The organism is Pseudomonas sp. PvP025, assembly GCF_017832155.1.
Classification (GTDB): domain Bacteria; phylum Pseudomonadota; class Gammaproteobacteria; order Pseudomonadales; family Pseudomonadaceae; genus Aquipseudomonas.
In genome coordinates, this window is the sequence record NZ_JAFIBJ010000001.1 from 1,761,855 (window position 1) to 1,780,810 (window position 18,956).

Consider the following 18,956-nt stretch of genomic DNA (forward strand, 5'->3'; position numbering starts at 1 on the left):
CGCCGTGGCGACGGCAAACGCTCTTGGTGGGAGCAGACTAGAACGTCCGGCGACACCGATCAATATTTATTCCATAATTATTTTTATTGGAATATTTTTTCCAATACGCCAGCATAGCATCACGCCAGCCGCAGTGCATCGTTTCAGCAGCCCCGCCGGCCGTGATGCCGAGGTATTTTTTTGCGCCTACCCTGTAGACTGGCGCCACCGCCCAGCGCACCAGACCGACACGCCAGAAGGATTGCCCATGTCCGAGACCCCTTCACAAGACGCTCTCGCCAGCCCCCCGCTCAATGCCGAACGTTTGTTGCAGCTGATCACCGATGAATTCGAGAGCCTGCCTCGCCAGCTCAAGCGCATCGCCAGCTACATGAGCCAGCAGAGCGACCGGATCATGGTCGACCGCATCAGCGACATTGCCCGCGAATGTGAAGTGCACCCTTCGGCCATCGTGCGTTTTTCGCAGCGCTTCGGCTTCAGCGGGTTCAGTGAGATGCAGACGCTGTTTCGCGAGGCGTATACGCACAAGACCACGCCCGTGCAGAACTACCAGCAGCGCATTCGCAGCATGATCGCCAACAAATCGCAGAAGGCCAGCGGCGGCGACCTGGCGCGTGAGTGCGTGAATGCCACGTTATCGGGCATCGAGCGGCTGGGGCTGGAGCTGGATGACGTGGCGTTCGACAAGGCCGTGGACCTGGTGGTCAACGCCGACAACATCTATGTGGTGGGCGTGCGCCGTTCGTTTGCGGTAGCCGACTACCTGGTCTACAACCTGCAGCACACCAACAAGCGCATCCACCTGGTCTCGGGCCTGGGCGGCAGCTACCGCGAGCAGATGCGCAGCGTGCGCGCCAATGACCTGGTGATCGCCATCAGCTTTACACCCTACGGCAAAGAGACCCAGCACTGCCTGCGCATCGCCCAGCACCATCAGGCCAGGACGCTGATCATTACCGACAGCAACCTCTCGCCCCTGGCCAAGCGCGCCAATGCGGTGCTGCTGGTCAACGAGGGATCATCCTTTGCGTTCCGCTCATTGAGCGCAACATTGTGCCTGTGCCAGGCCTTGTTCATCGCCGTGGCTTACCGCCTCGAATTGAAAGTGGACGAGATTCACGAGCAAGTGGGTTTCGACGACTGACCTGACACCCTGCAAAACAAAATGTGGGAGGGGGCTTGCTCCCGATAGCGTGTGTCAGTGCTGAACAGGCCAGCTGACATACCGCTATCGGGAGCAAGCCCCCTCCCACATCGGGATGGAGCCTGGCTCGGATCAGTGCATGAAGATCGCGATCAGAATGATCAACGGGATTGGCACGCCAAGGAACCAAAGAAGTAATGAGCGCATGATGTTCTTCCTTATTTAACGAACGTAGTTTTCGGTTTCGACGTACACCACCGCATCGCGACGGCGACCGCCGAAGGTGGCAGCGAAGCTGGCGAAGAACGCACCGATCAACAGCGACACGAAAGTCCACAGCGAGGCGTACGCGGCCACTTTCGCGGCCGTGTCGGCAGCTTGCTTGGCTTTGAGCTTGGCGTCTTCGATGGCTTTGCGGGCGTCGCCATACACCTTGTCGATACGCGCTTCGGCATCGGCCTGGCTGAGGTTGGTGCGCTGGCTGATCAGTTGAGCCAGGTAGGTACGGTCTTCCGGTGCCAACTGGCCGTCGTTGCTCAGGGTGCGGGCGAAGATGCGACCGACCACGGCATGCGCTGCGTCATCGCTGACCGCTGCAGGGCGATCATCACGGAACAGGCTGTCGACGTAGTAGCCGAAGTCGCCGCTGTGGGCGCCCTTGGCCATGCTGCCGGCGGCCTGGGTCATGCCGCTTGCCGCACCCGACGCCACGCTGGCACCGGCTTTGACGCCACCGCCGACGACGCTGCTCACCGAGCCGACGACCAATACGGCCGTGATCAGGGTGGCCACGGCCCAGGCCAGGAAGCCGTGGGCGGTGTCGCGAAAGTACACTTCATCGCCATGCATGTTGGCCCACTTCACGCGCAAGCGACCGGCGATGTAACCGCCCAGGCCCGATGCGACGATCTGGGTGAAAGCCAGCCAGATAATGGTGGAAATGCCAAGGCCCTTGGCACTCATGCCGCTGTCGGCCCACGGCGATACCGCCGAGAAACCCAGGCCGAAGCCCAGCAGTACGAGGATCAGGGACAGTGCAGCCGCCGCAGCGGCGCCAGCAAAAATCGCCCCCCAGGAAACCCCGGAGCGCGCGCTCGACTCTTGAAGCGTGGTGGATGATGTGATCATTGTTGTTGTGCTCCCGGCAGGAAAAAAAGTGTTACAAGTCTCAAAAGGGACAGTGCAGGCCGCGTGCCAGCCCCCTCTAAAAATAAAATCTATATATTTCAACAGCTTAACTAAATTGAACTTACACAATCCATGCAAGTTGCAATAAACCCGGGTTTCGAGCGGGCGTAATGCAATCCCCCCAGCCACACACAACGGCCTGTGAGAGGGGGCTTGTTCCCCCAGATGATTTTCCTGTCAGTTTTATGGAGATGACGTTTTATTTAGGAAACGTTCAGTTACTTATTGGCAAAATATGCGTACTTCTAGTGTGAATCGCTCACCAGGTACTCCTATGACCCGTATTTTGACCATCGAGGATGACGCCGTAACGGCCCGCGAGATCGTCGCCGAGCTGAGTAGCCATGGACTGGAGGTGGACTGGGTGGACAATGGCCGCGAAGGCCTGGTCCGCGCCGTGAGTGGTGATTACGATCTGATCACCCTCGACCGAATGCTGCCGGAACTGGATGGCCTGGCCATCGTCACCACCTTGCGCACCATCGGCGTCTCCACGCCGATCCTGATGATCAGCGCCCTCTCCGACGTCGACGAGCGTGTGCGCGGCCTGCGCGCCGGCGGTGACGATTACCTGACCAAACCCTTCGCCTCCGATGAAATGGCCGCGCGCGTCGAAGTGCTGCTGCGCCGCAAAAGCACGGTCAAGGAGTTCGAAACCGCATTGCGCGTGGCGGACCTGGAACTGAACCTGATCAGCCGCGAAGCCAGTCGCGCCGATCAGCCGCTGACCCTGCTGCCCACCGAATACAAATTGCTCGAATTCCTGATGCGCAACACCGGGCAGATCCTCTCGCGAATGATGATCTTCGAGGAAGTCTGGGGCTATCACTTCGACCCCGGCACCAACCTGATCGACGTGCACATCGGGCGCCTGCGCAAGAAGATCGATCCCCCGGGCCTCACGCCGCTGATCCGCACGGTACGGGGCTCGGGTTATGTCATTGCTGAACCCCTCTAAGGGCTGGCGCTCCTCCAGCAGCCGCCTGCTGGCGCTGTACAGTTCGCTATTCGTGGCCTGGAGCTGCATCCTCATGGGGGTGCTGTATTACGAGGTCTCGGGTTACCTGAGCGACCTGTCGCGCCATTCGCTGCTGCAGCGCCAGCACCTGTTCCAGCGCTTCGACGGTGAAGAACTGGTGGAAGCGCTGACCACCAGCATGACCTTCGACATGAAGGGCGTAGACGCCTATGGCCTGTTCGACGAGGCCTTCCGCCCGTTGAGCGGGCCGATCCGCGCGGTGCCACCGGACCTGCCCCTGGACGGCAAGATCCACACGCTGGTCAATTGCGTCGAATCCGACGATCCCAAGTTGCCCAAGGACAGCTGCGATGCCGTCGCCACCCACACCGACGACGGCCGCTGGCTGGTGCTGGTGCGCGCCAACGGTTCGCTGTTCGGCGTCACGCGGATCATCTGGCACGCCCTGTTGTGGGCGCTGTCGCTGACCATCATCCCCGGGATCGCCGGCTGGCATCTGCTGCGCCGCCGCCCGCTGCGGCGCATTCGCGGGATTCAGGCGAGCGCCGAGGCCATCGTCGCCGGCGACCTCACCCATCGCCTGCCGCTGTCCGACCGGCGTGATGAGCTGGACATGCTCGCGGCCATCGTCAACGCCATGCTCGACCGCATCGAGAAACTGATGAATGAGGTCAAGGGCGTGTGCGACAACATCGCCCACGACCTGCGCACCCCGCTGACGCGCCTGCGCGCGCAGTTGTACCGCATCAAGCAGCAAGCCGAGGAAGACTCGGTGCACGCGGTGAAACTCGACGATGCAATTGCCGAAACCGACACGCTGATGGCGCGCTTTCGTGGGCTGTTGCGCATCTCGGAGCTGGAAGATCACCAGCGCCGCTCGGGCTTTCTGGTGATGGACCCGCTGCCGCTGCTACGCGAGCTGCATGACTTCTACCTGCCCCTGGCCGAAGAAGGCGAATTGCAACTGGTATTGGACGTGCCGGCGTCTTTGCCGCCAATCAGCGGTGACCGCGCACTGCTGTTCGAAGCCCTGTCCAACTTGCTGAGCAACTCGATCAAGTTCACCCCGCCGGGCGGCGAAGTGATTTTGCGCGCGGTCAATAACGCCGGCAGCACCCGCATTGAAGTGCATGACTCCGGGCCTGGCATTCCGCTGGCCGAGCGCGATGCGGTGTTCCAGCGCTTTTACCGGGTGGACGAAGGCGATCAGCAAGGCGGGTTCGGGTTGGGCTTGTCGATTGTGGCGGCGATCATCAACCTGCATGGCTTCAAGCTGGACGTGGGCAGCAGCGCACGCGGCGGCGCCAGGCTGGCACTGGAGTGCCGGCAACAACTGATGCCCAAATAACCCGGACACTGCAAAAAAACTGTGGGAGGGGGCTTGCTCCCGATGGCGGTGGTTCAGTCAGCATGGCTGTAGCTGATACACCGCTATCGGGAGCAAGCCCCCTCCCACAGTTGAATGTGTACTGTCTGTCGGATCTGATCAGGCCGGGTAGTTGGCGCGAAGCGCAGCAAGCCCATCGCTGTAAACACCAGTGAACAACGCCTCGGCAGCCGCCTCGGTGGTGCCCGCTGCCGGTGTGAACACGCCGGACCAGGTCACCTTTGCCGACGTTTCGCTCAGCGCCTCAACCTGCACCGTCGCCAGGTAAGCACTCACCGGAAACGGCGATTGCTCGATGGTGTAGCTGTAGGTGCGCGCCACGTTGTCAAAGGTTTGCAGGCGCTCCACGATCACGGCGCCATCGGTGGTTTGCAGGCGACGCACGCGTCCGCCCTCACCCGGCTCGCTGCTGGCGATGAACGCCAGCCAGTCCGGCAGGCTGTTGAAACCGCCCATCAATTGCCAGACCTGATCGGCCGAAGCGGGGATTTCAATCACGCAAGATGCTGTTGCCACGGTAAATACTCCAGAAAATAAATCAGCATTCAGATCCTTGTCCTGTCGAACCACGCCGCTGCACCAGAGGTAGCAGACGACATGATTCCAAGGGGTGCTCAGTGAGTGTTTGAAACACTGCCCGGCTTATCGTTCAACCGCATCGGCCAACTATCGGTTATTCCAACCTCGGGTATTTAGGCGCTGGATACCTAAGTTCTCCCCGCAGAACGGAGTCGAACTCAATCACGGCCTCCTCAAGCCTTCTCAACAGTTGCGCGGGACTGATGACCTGCGCCAAACGGTTGGCGATCGATCGCAGGTACACACGAAGCATCTCGTCCGCATCCACGATCCGCTTGATGAATAACCACAGCCGTTTGCGCAGGCCTTCATAACCTGCCTGATATTCCGCCGTGCCGGAGAGCTTGGCGAATCGCGACAAGATGCTTGTAGCTCCCGGGTCCGCCACGAGTTCCTGAGCCGCCACTCTTCGCCATAGCGTCGTTCTGGCGGCCGCTTCCGACTCGGGCAAGCCCCTGAGCCAGTCAACGGGTTGGTTCAAAAGCGGGGCGTTATTGTTGACCCATAATTCGACACCTGTTTCACGCTCAAACGAGAGTAAACGTTGGAACGTGTTCAAATCGTTGAAGGGATTTCCATTCAGGTCCAGCCCCTGCCTCAAGTCAACTGTCCTGGGAATAGAGGTGAAATTGTTATCCTCCAGCCCCAGAAATTCCAAAGACTGATGTTCAAACAACTCTTCGGGAACAGTCGTCAACCCCGTGCGATTCAGAGTGAGGCGGCGCAGTTTGGTCAAAGTGGCGATCGATGGAGGCGTCCCAAGATTATTACCGCTCAAATCAAGTGACTCCAGCGCCGTCATCTGACTGAAAAACGCACTCTCCTCCGGCGGCATGCTCAGCCCGTTACTGGTCAGTTTCAGTTGCCTCAGACGGGGAAACTTTACAAGTTCCGCGGGCAAGCCGGAGCGGATCACGTTTTGAATCTCGAGAATTTCAAGACGCGGGAAGCAGCGGGAATAGATCTCCAAATACTCAGGAATCATTCCCTCCGGTTCACTGATGGCAACCACGGAATTGAACTGCAGATTCTCGCTGCGCATATAGGTGAAAAGGTCCACTAGCGGGCGATTGCCCGACACGGTGAAATCCGCGTCAAGCTTGAAGCCGATCATCCGACCGTTGCGATAGACCTTTTGCGATTGCGCGCCACGCCATGTGTACAACCGACGCAGCTCCTCAAACCATTCGGGTGGCGTTTCAGGATCAAGTTTACTCTGATCAATTATCCACTCGAGCTTGTCTTCCTCATCGATCGGCGCGTCTGGCAACTCGTCATCAGAATCAATCGAGAGGCCATCCTGGTAAGCCTCGTTTTCCTTTTGGAAATATTCATCCTCCAGAATGCTCCACTGGTACTCGGAGATGTAGCTCAGGTTTTCCTGGGTATCCACAATTCGCTGTAGCTCGGCTTGCGCATCATCGACCCAATCGAAACATTCCATGAATTCGCTGACTTGCAGATCCGTGAAGCCGGGAATGTAGGTATCCACCAGCATTCTATCGGTCCGCAGGGCTGCCGCTCGCCCTCCAGCCCCCCCCAGTAAGCTACCTTCTTCCGGCTCGAAAAACGGCGTTCGCAATTGCTGTCGACGCAGCACCGTTTCAAATTCGCGCCGGTTTAAAAGGTTGAGCCGTAGCTTGAACTTGAAGTTGTCGAGTGAGCGCTGCACGCCCAGCTTGAGAAACTCCGCATCCGTCAGGCTGGCTACAAGCGCATCGCCAAAGTCGTCCGTGATATAGCCAGGCGTCGGCGTTGAGTCCGGGCATCGGTAGCGGTTTGTTGCCCTGATGATGATGCGTTGTTTTGGCAGGGAGGGCGCTCCGATCCTGTCCACTACCACACCGGAGGCCGACCCTTCGCGCACCGTTATCGGTACGTTCCAACCGGGCATGCGCCGAGCGCTGTGCAGCAGCAGCGTGTCGCTGTCCACGTTACGGATGCTATCGAGATAAGCCCCCTCATAGGCACGAACCAGGCGCAACTCGTGTTCGTAAGCCGAGACTTGAGGTTCCAGACGCTGAAACAACGCCTTGGTCTCTGCCAGGGTCAACGTGCTGTCAGGGCTGATGTGTTCGTCGAGCAACATCTGATCGCGCACTGACAAAGGCAGTGACGGGTATTCATGCGCGAGGGCCTTTTGCAGGTCACTCTGCGGTTTGGTGAGGACGTTGTAATGCTCTTCAAACATCGACAACCGCTGATCATGCGCGATCCCCCTGGCCTTAAGGTGTATCAATCGGGCTCTGACGTAAGTGGGAGGATATGGCTCCCCTGGCTCAAGTAGATCGCCCAATAACTGACGTGTTTCTTCCGGGCCCAGACGTCTTGCCAGGTCTTTGAATAACGAGCCGCCTTTGGGATGAATAACCAACACATCTTCTTCAGCCGTGATTGCGGCGGTTTCCCAGATGACCTTGTTACCATCGACCAGCCGCAAGCCGACGCCGCGGGGCCAGGAACTGTCTGACGTCAACCAGCGGGCCAGGTGCAAATCCCCCAGAGGCGACTGAACACTGCCCAGCTGCGTAATGTAGTCTTCCACTCGCTGAGCGGTCTTGAAACGCAGCAACGTATCGGCAAACAACCCTTTGGGCCTGGCGCCCGTGATCAGTTGCTGGCGCAATTGCTCATCTGAAACGCCGCTGACCCGGCGGATCAATTCCAGCCTGTCATCCGAAACCCCTTCCACCTCCTGCCCGAAACCGCGCATCAACTGAGGACGAGTCCACTGTGCGACGGGCACATTCTCCGCGCCTGGCGGGATGAAGATTTCAGCAGCAACGACGTGAGGCGACGATGGGGTAACGATGGGCTCGGAGGGAGGTTGAATGCTTGCGCCCCCCTCATCGAGCACAGGCGGCCTGGGCCGCGGTGTTGGCTTTGACGCCGGGCCGGCCAGCGCTACGCCGGTCTTGATCAACAGCGGCAGCGCATTGAGCAAGCCAAAGACCGTTCGGGTCACGCCTTCATTGATTTTATCCCGGCTCTCGCCTTCCACCACTTCAGACACCCCCTGCGCGGCGTCGATCAACCCGGCCAGACCCAGCAAGCCTTCGCCACCGGGAAAGAAAATAGCCAGCGCGCCCCATCGGTTTATCCAGCCGATCACCGGATTGATCACGGCCGCCAGATTGTCGCGATTGACATCGGCATCGTCGCGAATGGCTTCCTCGGCAGTGGCCAGGCTTGTCTGCTTGAATACCTTGACCAATTCAGCAAACGGATCAACTGAATTCGCAACGGTGTCCAGCAGGATGTAATCGTCCGGGTTCCAATACCCGTCATTGTTGAAGAAGCCCGATTCGCGAGTAAGGTGATGCTGCTTCGGATACTGGGCCATGGCCTGCAATGCTGTCAGCACACCCGCGTGAAAGGTGCCGTCGCTGCGGTCGTCTTTTTCGAAATGCTCGCAGAGGGCCACTCTTTTCTCTCGGTGTTTGCCTTGCTCTACGATCCAGGCGCGCAATGCCTTCATGTTTGCGAACTGATGAAGCGGCGACGAATTGCCTGGTACATAGAGCAGCACCACGCCGCTGCGACGATGACGCACTACCCAAAGATCCCGCGCCGTGTAGCGATAGATCATCAGGCGGGAAACTTCTACATGCGCCATTGGAAAGGTGCGTTGCTCCAACTGAACACTGCTGATGCCAGAGAACTCAACAGCGTCTTCTCCAAGTCCCGCCACTGAAAGAGCCAGCTGCAATCCGGCAAGGGTCAGGCTCGATTCAAGATTTTGCAAAAAGGCAGCCATGACGAATGCTGTCTTCATTGAGGTGCGCAACGCGTAAGGCTCGCTCCCCATGATAGTGGCATCCGATGGCAAGTTGCTGTACAGGTACTCTTGATACAACTCTTTGTAATCGAGATTCCACACCCATTTTTTAAACTCGGCCGCAGTGATCGCAAGTTGCGTGGAAGGCCCGTAGGTCTGCGGGTCGGTGCGGTGGTAGATACCCTCGTAAACCTTATGATTACCGCTGCCCTGAAAAGCGAACTCGTCGACATTCGCAACCAGCTTTATCTCTGGCCCTACGGCTGGTGGCGTGTACAGGCCGAACGCCGTTTCTGCAAAACGGTTATCGCCCACCGCCTGGTAGTCGCTCAACAGGCCCTGCACCAGTGACTGCTGGACGCGGATCTGCCCCTGATACACACCGTTGATGGGCGGGTGGCCGTGGTAGTCATAGTCCAGCGTCACCAACTGGGTGGTGACAGGGTCGAGGTCTTCGCCCCACTTGAGGCGTATCTGTGTGGCACCGTGTTCAGCGGGTGTGAAGATCAGGCTGTCTTTCAGGGCAAGATTCAGTGAGCCGAGCCGGTTGGTTGTCGAAATGCAGGATGTCATGCAGTCAAATCCATTTGTGATTGAAGAATCGTCGACTCTAGGTACGTTGACTTGATTGAACGATCAGAGAATGGAGGTTCGCGTCGAGCCCATTACTGACGCCTTCTGTAGGTCAAGCGGTGCCCACGAGGCCTGAGCCAACGCTCAATCTTGTAATATCCCGCCGTTATGCCTAGCTTATGCGCCCCCCGCACAACGCTTTAAGGCCCTGCCCCATGGTTATGGTTATGCGTCTTCGTCCCGTCATCACTTCACCTTTTGCCCTCGGTCTGTTGCTCAGCAGCGGCATGGGCAGCAGCCAGGCGGCTGAAATCGAACTGCCGGCGCTACAGGTCCAGGGCGAGGAAGCCTCCGGCTACCGCACCGAGAGCGCGTCGGTCGGCGGGTTCAACGAAGCGCCGCTACTCGACACACCGGCCTCGATCACGGTCATCAACGCCACGCTGATCAAGGACCAGCAGGCCCGCCTGCTCAGTGAAGTGCTGCGCAACGACGCCTCGGTGGGCGACAGCTATGCGCCGATCGGCTACTACGAAAACTTCGTGGTGCGCGGCTTCTCGCTGAATGCGGCGAGCAGCTACAAGATCAACGGGCGCACCATCACTGGCGAGCAGAACGTTGCGCTGGAGAACAAGCAGCAGGTGGAAGTGCTCAAGGGCCTGGCCGGGCTGCAAAGCGGGATTTCCGAACCCGCCGGCGTCATCAACTACGTGACCAAGCGCCCGGAAGAGGTGCGTTCGGTCACCGTCTCCACCGATGATCGCGGCAGCGGCTATGTGGCCACGGATGTGGGCGGCTGGTTCGGCAGCGAGCAGCAGTTCGGCCTGCGTGCCAACGTGGCCCATGAAGACCTCAATACCTATGTGGAGCACGCCGATGGCCGGCGCGATTTCGTGTCCCTGGCCTTTGACTGGAACCTCAGCCCAGACGCCGTGTTGCAACTGGACGCGGAATACCAGAACAAGCAACAGCGCTCGGTGCCGGGCTATCAATTGCTGGGCGGCACTGAAGTGCCCCACGGCGCATCGCCGAAAAAACTGCTGGGGCACCAGAGCGGTTCCAGGCAGGTGGGCATCGACTCGCTGAACCTCAACGGCAAGTTCGAGTACCGCTTCAGTGACCAATGGAAAGGCAGCCTCAGTGCAGCCCGCAGCCAGGTGGTGATCGACGACTACAGCGCGTTTGCCTGGGGCTGCTACGGTTCGGCCAGTTGCAGCGGCTCGAGCACGCCCAACTACTTCAGCCCCGAAGGCAATTACGACGTCTACGACTTCCGCAGCCCGGATGACACGCGCCGCGACGATGAAGTGCAAGCAACCATGACCGGCCTGTTCGACACCGCCGGCATCGGTCATGAGCTGACCTTCGGCAGCAGCGCCTTTCGCCGGGTGGTCGACAAACGCATGCCAGTCAACGAGCTGATTGGCACCGCCACTGTCGACGAGGACGTGCCGACCTTCACCGCCACCGACAAGCCGCTCAACGACAGTCATCGGGCCCTCGACAGCCGCCAGTACGGCGTGTTCGTCACCGACCGCATGCGCCTGAGCGAACAATGGCAAACCGTCGTCGGCGGCCGTGAAGTACGCCTGGATGAGCGCGCCTTCGACAGCGACGGCAACCCGGCACGGCATACCCAACAGTCTGTGTTCCTGCCCCAGGCGGCGTTGATCTACAAGCCGGTGGAGGCTGTTTCGCTGTACACCAGTTATAGCAAGGGCCTGTCTCTGGGCGGCACCGCGCCGTGGTTTGCGAGCAATCCCGATACCACCCTGGCACCGACTACATCACGGCAGATCGAAGCCGGGGTGAAATACGACTGGCACCGCATCAGCTTCGCCGCCGCCGTGTTCCAGACGCGCCAGGCCTATCAATATGCCAAGCCCGACGGCGCCGGCAACTTCACTTACGTACAACAGGGCGAGCAGAAAAACACAGGCCTGGAGCTCTCGGCCAACGGCTGGGCCACCGAGCGCCTGCAGATCGCAACCAGCGTGGCGGCGATTCGTGCGCGGGTGAGCGGCAGCGGCACGCCGGGTTATGAAGATCATCAGGCAATCAACGTGCCCACGCTGCGCGCCAGTGTGTATGGAGATTACGCGTTGCCGTGGGTGAACGGTCTGGCGGTGCTGGGCGGCGTGCAATACAGCGCCAAAAAGTACGCCAATCGCACCGGCAATGCAGAGGTGGGGGATTATGCGGTGGTCAATGTCGGCAGCCGCTACACCACCCGGCTCGATGGCTATGAAACGGTGTTTCGCCTGAGCGTCGACAACCTGTTCGACAAGCGATACTGGCGCGACGCGGGCGAGTACATGGGCGATGACTACCTGTTCCAGGGCGCACCGTTGACGGCCCGCTTAAGTGCATCGGTCAACTTCTGATTCAGGTATGCATGCAGATCCAACTGTGGGAGAACGCCTGGTTTTAAAGCCTGAAATGTCAGACAGCCACATCACTGTGGCGAGCGGGATTGCCCTAAGGCCAGTCAGTTAAGCGCAGATCCCTTGTGGAAGCGGCGGTGCGACGATTCGACTTGCCCGCGAAAGCGGTGGGTCTTCAACATCAATGTTTGCTGGGCCGACGCCATCGGGAGCAAGCCCCCTCCCACATTTTGTACAGCGTTCGCAAACCATTCCGGTCGGCGCTCAGGCCGCCGCGCTTTTGCTTTTGATCTGGAAGCGCCCCGTCAAACACGCTGGCCGAACGCAGGTTTTGGAGCGTGGGTAACCCGGCAGGACGCCGGGTTAGCCGCGCTGGGCCAAGGATGGCCCATCGCGGCGGCCCACGCTCCAAAGCCTGCGTTCGGGCACACCGAGCCTGGGCGAGGTGCCGAGTGTTGGGGCAAGAGCCCTTTGGTTACTTTGGGGCTTTCCAAAGTGACCCGCCGTCAGGGCGGAACCCTAAGGAAACTCTGAAAAAGACTTTCAGATTTGGTGAAATAGCCGTCTGATCCGAATACGACGGTTGAGCCCCGATGAAACAGATGTCCTTCGCCGATGCCGAGTACGCCGGCAAACGTAAGCAGACCCGCCGCGAGCGTTTCCTGATCGAGATGGATCAGGTCGTGCCCTGGAAGGGTCTGATTGCCTTGATCGAGCCGTATTATCCGAAAGGCGAAGGTGGTCGTCCGGCGTATCCGTTGATGGCGATGTTGCGAGTTCATCTGATGCAGAACTGGTTCGGCTACAGCGATCCGGCGATGGAAGAAGCGCTGTACGAGACCACTATCCTGCGCCAGTTTTCGGGACTGCATCTGGATCGGATTCCCGATGAAACCACGATCCTCAACTTCCGGCGCTTGTTGGAGAAACATGAATTGGCCGGCGGGATTTTGCAGGTCATCAACGGTTATCTGGGCGACCGTGGCCTGATGTTGCGCCACGGTACGGTGGTCGATGCGACGATCATTCATGCGCCGAGTTCGACCAAGAATAAAGACGGCAAACGCGACCCCGAAATGCATCAGACGAAGAAGGGGAACATGTATTTCTTCGGGATGAAAGCGCATATCGGCGTCGATGCCGAGTCGGGTTTGGTGCATAGCCTGGTGGGCACGGCGGCCAATGTGGCGGACGTGACGCAGGTCGATCAGTTGCTGCATGGCGAGGAATCATACGTATCTGGCGATGCCGGTTACACCGGCGTGGACAAGCGTCCTGAGCATCAGAATCGCAAGATGATCTGGTCGATTGCCGCCCGGCCCAGCAGCTATAAAAAACACGCGAAAAAGAGTTTGATCGGGCGCCTGCGGCGCACAATCGAATATGCGAAAGCACAAGTGCGGGCGAAGGTTGAGCATCCATTCCGAGTGATCAAGCGTCAGTTTGGCTATACGAAAGTGCGCTTTCGCGGCCTGATGAAAAACACCGCGCAACAGGCCACGCTATTTGCCCTGTCGAACCTGTGGATGATGCGAAAACGACTGCTGGTCGCGGGAGAGGTGCGCCTGTAATGCGGGAAAAGCGCCTTGAAAAGGCGTCGCTCAAGGGTGAAACGATGAGTTAAGAACAGGAAAGGTCTGATTTCTGACCAGCCAGCGTTTTTTGAATCTCTACCAACGAGGGCATCAAAAATCGCTGACTACTTCAGACCTTCCCTAAGTCGCCGTTACCGCAGAAACGAATATGCGCACCGAAAAATCATCTTCGCAGGCAAGCCGCTAGTCACAGAAACTACAGTCTTACCAGAACCGCTGTTGGGTCAGGCGGCTCCACCACGTCAGCAGCACCCGGTCCACTGAACCGCTGGCCGCCAGGCCCACACGTTCCTGCAGGCTCTTGCGCTCGGCGTAGTGCAGGTGGAACACCTCGGCCGTCTTGGCCTTGGTGGCCAGGTATTCGTCGCTGGTCTGCAGCGCGTCCACCAGTTGCTTGTCCAGCGCCGCCACGCCCAGCCACACCTCTCCGGTGGCAACGTCATCGATTGACAGCTGCGGGCGGTAACGCGAGACGAAGTTCTTGAACAGTTGGTGGGTGATATCCAGGTCTTCCTGAAACTTCTCCCGGCCTTTCTCGGTGTTTTCGCCGAACACCGTGAGGGTGCGCTTGTATTCACCGGCGGTCAGCACTTCAAAGTCGATGTCGTGCTTTTTAAGCAGGCGGTTGACGTTGGGTAACTGCGCGACCACACCGATGGAGCCGAGGATGGCAAACGGCGCGCTGATGATCTTCTCGCCAATGCACGCCATCATGTAGCCGCCGCTGGCCGCGATCTTGTCGATGCACACGGTCAACGGCACGCCCGCCTGGCGAATGCGCGCCAGTTGCGACGAGGCCAGGCCGTAGCTGTGCACCATGCCGCCGCCGCTTTCCAGGCGCAGCACCACTTCGTCCTCGGGCGTGACCAGGCTCAGCAACGCGGTGATTTCATGGCGCAGGCTCTCGGTGGCCGAGGCCTTGATATCGCCATCGAAATCCAGCACGAACACCCGGGGCCGGGCCTCTGGCTTCTTTTTGCTGTTCTTCTTTTCGGTTTTGCTTTCGGACTTGCGCAGGGCCTTGAGCTGGTCCTTGTCAAGCAGGGACGACTCCAGGCGCTCACGCAACCCCTTGTAGAAATCATTGAGCTTGCTGACCTGCAACTGGCCGGCGGACTTGCGACGTCCTTTACTGCGCAGCGCCGCGAAGCTGATCAGGACGACCAGAATCGCGACCACCAGGGTGACAGTTTTTGCGAGAAAGCTCGCGTATTCAGCCAGAAAATCCATGGTTCTCCTTACAAGTGCAGTGCGCCAGGCGCGGATGGCCCCAGCATACCGGCGGCACTGCCTGCAAACCAGTGCCCAAACCGCCAGCAGCCGCCCTCCAACTACCTTTTAAAACAAGCGTATGTTTTTCCATTGACAGCTTCCGGGCATCCCCATAACCTCGTCGGACGTTTCAACGTACCCAGGAAAACGGACGTGGGCAGCATCTATCTGATTCGGCATGGCCAGGCCTCTTTCGGGGCAGACGACTATGACGTCCTGTCGCCCATCGGTGTGGAACAGGCGCAGGTGCTCGGTCGTCATCTCGCCGACCTGGGGCTTGCCTTCGACCGCTGCATCGCCGGTGACCTGCGCCGCCAACAGCACACTGCCACCGCCACCTTCGAATCCTTCAGCGCCCTCGGCTTGCCGGTCCCGCCCGTGGAAACCGACAGCGCATTCAATGAATTCGACGCCGAAGCGGTGATCCGCGCGCTGCTCCCCGAGCTGTTGAGCGAAGAACCCGACGCCCTCGACATCCTGCGCAACGCCGCGCAAAACCGCCGCGAGTTCCAGCGCATCTTTGCGCTGATCATCGACCGCTGGCTGGCCGGCACTTACGACCCGCCGGGGCTGGAAAGCTGGCTGGGGTTCGTCGAGCGCGTACAGGGCGGTCTGCAGCGTCTGCTGGATAAGGCCGACGACGCCGACAAGATCGCCGTGTTCACCTCCGGCGGCACCATCACCGCCCTGCTCCACCTGATCACCCGAATGCCTGCCGCGCAGGCCTTCGAGCTGAACTGGCAAATTGTTAACACCTCGCTCAACCAGCTGAAATTCCGCGGTCGCGAGGTGGCCCTGGCTTCCTTCAACAGTCATGCGCACTTGCAACTGTTGAAGGCGCCGCAGCTCATCACGTTCCGATGAACTGCGGCCCACCGTGACCCCAAGGTCACTGGACTCTACCCTAAAGGATCGAAACCATGACTGACGTAGCCAAAGCCGTAGCAGCAATGAAAGCCAAATTCAACCCAAGCGCCGCCGAAGGTCTGGACCTGGTGTTCGGTTTCCGTATCGATGACACCAAGAACTTCTCGCTGGTGGTCAAGGACAAGACCTGCGAACTGCTGGAAGGCGAAAACCCGGACGCCCAGGTCACGCTGGTGATGGACAGCGAAACCCTGGAAGGCATCGTCGACGGCTCCACCGACGGCATGCAGGCGTTCATGGGCGGCAAGCTGCGCACCGAAGGCGACATGATGCTGGCCATGAAGCTGAGCGAATTGTTCCCGTCCTGAGTAACCGTGGGAGGGGCTCGCCCCTCCCATATCAGTTTTTCGGTTGCAGCAACAACGCCACCAACGCGCTCCACCCCGTCTGATGCGACGCCCCCAGGCCTCGCCCCGTTTCTCCATGGAAATACTCATGGAACAGCACCAGGTCGCGACTCGCCGGGTCAGCCTCCAGCTGCGCATACCCCGCCATCGAAGGCCGCAGGCCGTTTTCATCCCTTAGAAACAATCGCGTCAAGCGTTGACTCAAGCTGTCGGCGACCTCCCCCATCGACGCCAGATAACCACTCCCCGTGGGGTACTCCACCGAAAAATTATCCGCGTAGTAACGATGAAACTCGCGCAGCGACTCGATCAGCATGTAGTTCACCGGCATCCACACCGGCCCGCGCCAATTGGAATTACCGCCGTACAGGCGTGAATCGGATTCGCCGGGCTGATAGCGCGCGCTCAGGCTGTCGCCATTCATCTGCAGCGCCAGCGGCTGCTCGGCGAAGGCTTTGGACAAGGAGCGCACGCCGAACGCCGAGAGAAACTCATCGTCATCCAGCATGCGCCGCAGCAGGTCCTTGGTGCGCTCGCCGCGCAACAACGCCAGCAACAGGCGATTGCCCTGCCCCGGTTCATTCCAGCGCGACACCAGCCTGGCCAGATCAGGCCGGTGATGCATAAAGCCCAACAGCCGTTCGCGCAACCCCGCCAGGCCTTCATGCTCGCGCTGCTCCAGCACCAGCACGGCGAACAGCGGCATCAGGCCGACAATCGAGCGCAGGCGCACCGGCTCGCTGTGGCCATCGGGGCGGTGCAACACGTCGTAGAAAAACAGGTCCTGCTCATCCCACAGGCCTTCGGCGCTGTCGTCGACGCGGTTGATGGCGCCGGCGATATACAGGAAGTGCTCGAAGAACTTCACCGCAATGTCGACGTACACCGCATTGCGCCTGGCCAGTTCCAGGCCGATGCGCATCAGGTCCAGCGCATAGGCTGCCACCCACGCGGTGCCATCGGCCTGATCCAGTTGATAACCCGGTGGCAACGTCGCCGAGCGGTCGAACAAGGCAATGTTGTCCAGGCCCAGAAACCCGCCCTGAAACAGGTTGCGCCCCTCGGCATCCTTGCGGTTGACCCACCAGGAAAAATTCAGCAGCAGCTTGTGGAAAATCCGCTCGAGAAAATCCATATCGCCGACGCCCGTGAGCGCCTTGTCCTGCTGATACACGCGCCAGCTGGCCCAGGCATGCACCGGCGGGTTGGCATCGTCGAAACGCCACTCATAGGCCGGCAACTGGCCATTGGGGTGCATGAAGCGGTCCTTCACCAACAGCAGCAGTTGTTGCTTGGCATAGCCCGGGTCGATCAGGGCAAACGCCACCGCCTGGAAGCCCTGATCCCAGGACGCGTACCACGGGTATTCCCAGGTGTCAGGCATTGAGAGGATGTCGAAGTTGGACAAGTGCCGCCAATGGGTATTGCGAATGTGCAAGCGCTCGGGCGGCGGCGCCGGTTGGGCCGGGTCGCCGTCGAGCCACTGGTTCACATCGAAATAATAGAGCTGCTTGGACCACAGCAGGCCGGCCAGGGCCTGACGCTGCACATTGCGTGCGTCTTCATCGACGAGGCCCTGTTGCAGGGCGGCGTAGAAGTCATCGGTTTCCTCGCGGCGCTGGTCGAACAGCTTGCGCGCATTGACCTCAGGCGCGCCCACCGGCGCAAAGCGCAGGTAGACCGTTTTGCTTTCCAGCCCCGCCAGCTCCAGGATGAAACGCGCGGCGACCTTGGTGCCCGCGTCACGCCGAATGGCGGCCTGCACACCGTCCACCACGTAATCGTTGATGCCATCCTTGAACGGCCCGGGCGCGGCTTGCCCGTCAAGCCTGGGGTAGTTGGTTTCGTTCTCGCAGAACAGCCATTCCACGCCGTCCTGGCCCCAGGCGCCGAGCTGGTAATCGGGCAATTCATGATGACGCGCGAGCACGCGCTCACCGTCGAGTTTCAATTGCGGCTTGGCGGCGTCAGCGGTCCAGCTCCAGTCGTTGCGCGCCCACACCTGGGGCAGCACCTGCAGGCGCGTCGGCTGCTCGGCGCGGTTGTGCACGGTGACGCGCATACAAATATCGTCCGGCTGATGCTTGGCGTACTCGACGCTGACGTCGCAATAGCGGTTGTCTGCAAACACGCCGGTGTCGAGGATTTCATACTCGGCATCACCCAGCCCGCGTCGCGCGTTTTCGCTGATCAGGTCGGCATAGGGAAACGCTGCATGGGGGTATTTGTAGAGCATGCGCATATAGGCATGGCTCGGCACGCCGTCGACGAAAAAGTACAGCTCCTTGACGTCCTCACCGTGGTTGCCCTCGGCGTTGTTCAGGCCGAACAGGCGCTCCTTGAGGATCACATCGCGCTCGTTCCACAGCGCCAGGCCCAGGCACCAGCGCTGCGCCCTGTCACTGAAACCGGCCAGGCCATCCTCGCCCCAGCGGTAGGCGCGGCTGCGCGCATGTTCATGGGGGAAGTAGCGCCAGGCATCGCCGTCGGCGCTGTAGTCTTCGCGCACCGTGCCCCATTGGCGCTCACTCAAATACGGCCCCCACGCGCGCCAATCCTCGGCATCCTCGGTCGCCAGGCGCTGGCCTTCAACCGTTTCACGTAGTCGGGTATTGGGTGTGGCCGTCATGGAGTCCTCCGTCGCCTGCCTGATAGACGCAGTGTAGAGCCCAACCGCGCGCGGATGCACATGAAGACTTGGAAGACACCTTTCATTCATTTGCAGAATGAAGTCCTGAGGATTCTTCGTTTGCACGCGCACCCCGCGCCCAACAAAATCCCGTGAACGGCCACGCTCATCGCC

General features: G+C 59.9%; 12 protein-coding genes. 7 read left to right on the top strand and 5 right to left on the bottom strand.

The window, feature by feature from the left end; translation table 11 throughout:
• The first annotated feature begins 247 nt into the window (after positions 1–247).
• Positions 248–1,144 carry a MurR/RpiR family transcriptional regulator gene (locus tag JOE32_RS07120; protein WP_209982697.1) on the top strand — a complete coding sequence of 299 codons (897 nt, stop codon included), beginning with the start codon at positions 248–250 and terminating at the stop codon, positions 1,142–1,144.
• Between the two features lie 222 nt (positions 1,145–1,366).
• Here the strand turns inward: JOE32_RS07120 and JOE32_RS07125 are convergent, their stop codons facing one another.
• Complete coding sequence (locus JOE32_RS07125) at positions 1,367–2,272, bottom strand: hypothetical protein (RefSeq protein WP_209982699.1); 906 nt, start codon at positions 2,270–2,272, stop codon at positions 1,367–1,369.
• A gap of 334 nt (positions 2,273–2,606) precedes the next feature.
• Between JOE32_RS07125 and JOE32_RS07130 the strand changes: the two genes are divergently transcribed.
• A complete protein-coding gene (locus tag JOE32_RS07130) occupies positions 2,607–3,290 on the top strand; it encodes a response regulator transcription factor (protein ID WP_034096990.1) in 684 nt (227 codons plus the stop codon).
• Positions 3,268–4,659 (top strand): HAMP domain-containing sensor histidine kinase, encoded by a 1,392-nt coding sequence (locus JOE32_RS07135; RefSeq protein WP_209982701.1) that lies wholly within the window; start codon positions 3,268–3,270, stop codon positions 4,657–4,659. The genes JOE32_RS07130 and JOE32_RS07135 overlap by 23 nt, the downstream gene beginning before the upstream one ends.
• Positions 4,660–4,797: 138 nt before the next feature.
• Here the strand turns inward: JOE32_RS07135 and JOE32_RS07140 are convergent, their stop codons facing one another.
• Both JOE32_RS07140 and JOE32_RS07145 read right to left on the bottom strand, forming a co-directional pair.
• On the bottom strand, positions 4,798–5,214 hold the full coding sequence (locus JOE32_RS07140) for an SRPBCC family protein (protein WP_209982703.1): 417 nt from the start codon (positions 5,212–5,214) through the stop codon (positions 4,798–4,800).
• A gap of 157 nt (positions 5,215–5,371) precedes the next feature.
• A complete protein-coding gene (locus JOE32_RS07145) occupies positions 5,372–9,628 on the bottom strand; it encodes a leucine-rich repeat domain-containing protein (protein ID WP_209982705.1) in 4,257 nt (1,418 codons plus the stop codon).
• Positions 9,629–9,849: 221 nt separating this feature from the next.
• Here JOE32_RS07145 and JOE32_RS07150 point away from each other — a divergent pair, with 221 nt between their 5' ends.
• Together JOE32_RS07150 and JOE32_RS07155 are read left to right on the top strand one after the other, a co-directional pair.
• Positions 9,850–12,012: a TonB-dependent siderophore receptor gene (locus JOE32_RS07150; protein ID WP_209990398.1), complete on the top strand. Its 2,163-nt coding sequence runs from the start codon at positions 9,850–9,852 to the stop codon at positions 12,010–12,012.
• Positions 12,013–12,605: 593 nt separating this feature from the next.
• The gene (locus JOE32_RS07155; protein ID WP_209981727.1) at positions 12,606–13,583 is read left to right on the top strand and encodes an IS5 family transposase; all 978 of its coding nucleotides are present in this window, start codon (positions 12,606–12,608) and stop codon (positions 13,581–13,583) included.
• Positions 13,584–13,811: 228 nt separating this feature from the next.
• Here the strand turns inward: JOE32_RS07155 and sohB are convergent, their stop codons facing one another.
• On the bottom strand, positions 13,812–14,837 hold the full coding sequence (gene sohB / locus JOE32_RS07160; RefSeq protein ID WP_209982707.1) for a protease SohB: 1,026 nt from the start codon (positions 14,835–14,837) through the stop codon (positions 13,812–13,814).
• 195 nt (positions 14,838–15,032) lie between these two features.
• Between sohB and JOE32_RS07165 the strand changes: the two genes are divergently transcribed.
• The gene (locus JOE32_RS07165; RefSeq protein WP_209982710.1) at positions 15,033–15,743 is read left to right on the top strand and encodes a histidine phosphatase family protein; all 711 of its coding nucleotides are present in this window, start codon (positions 15,033–15,035) and stop codon (positions 15,741–15,743) included.
• 56 nt (positions 15,744–15,799) lie between these two features.
• On the top strand, positions 15,800–16,114 hold the full coding sequence (locus JOE32_RS07170; RefSeq protein ID WP_209982712.1) for an SCP2 sterol-binding domain-containing protein: 315 nt from the start codon (positions 15,800–15,802) through the stop codon (positions 16,112–16,114).
• A 31-nt stretch (positions 16,115–16,145) separates the two neighbouring features.
• Here the strand turns inward: JOE32_RS07170 and JOE32_RS07175 are convergent, their stop codons facing one another.
• On the bottom strand, positions 16,146–18,782 hold the full coding sequence (locus JOE32_RS07175) for a glucosidase (RefSeq protein ID WP_209982715.1): 2,637 nt from the start codon (positions 18,780–18,782) through the stop codon (positions 16,146–16,148).
• Between the last annotated feature and the right edge of the window lie 174 nt (positions 18,783–18,956).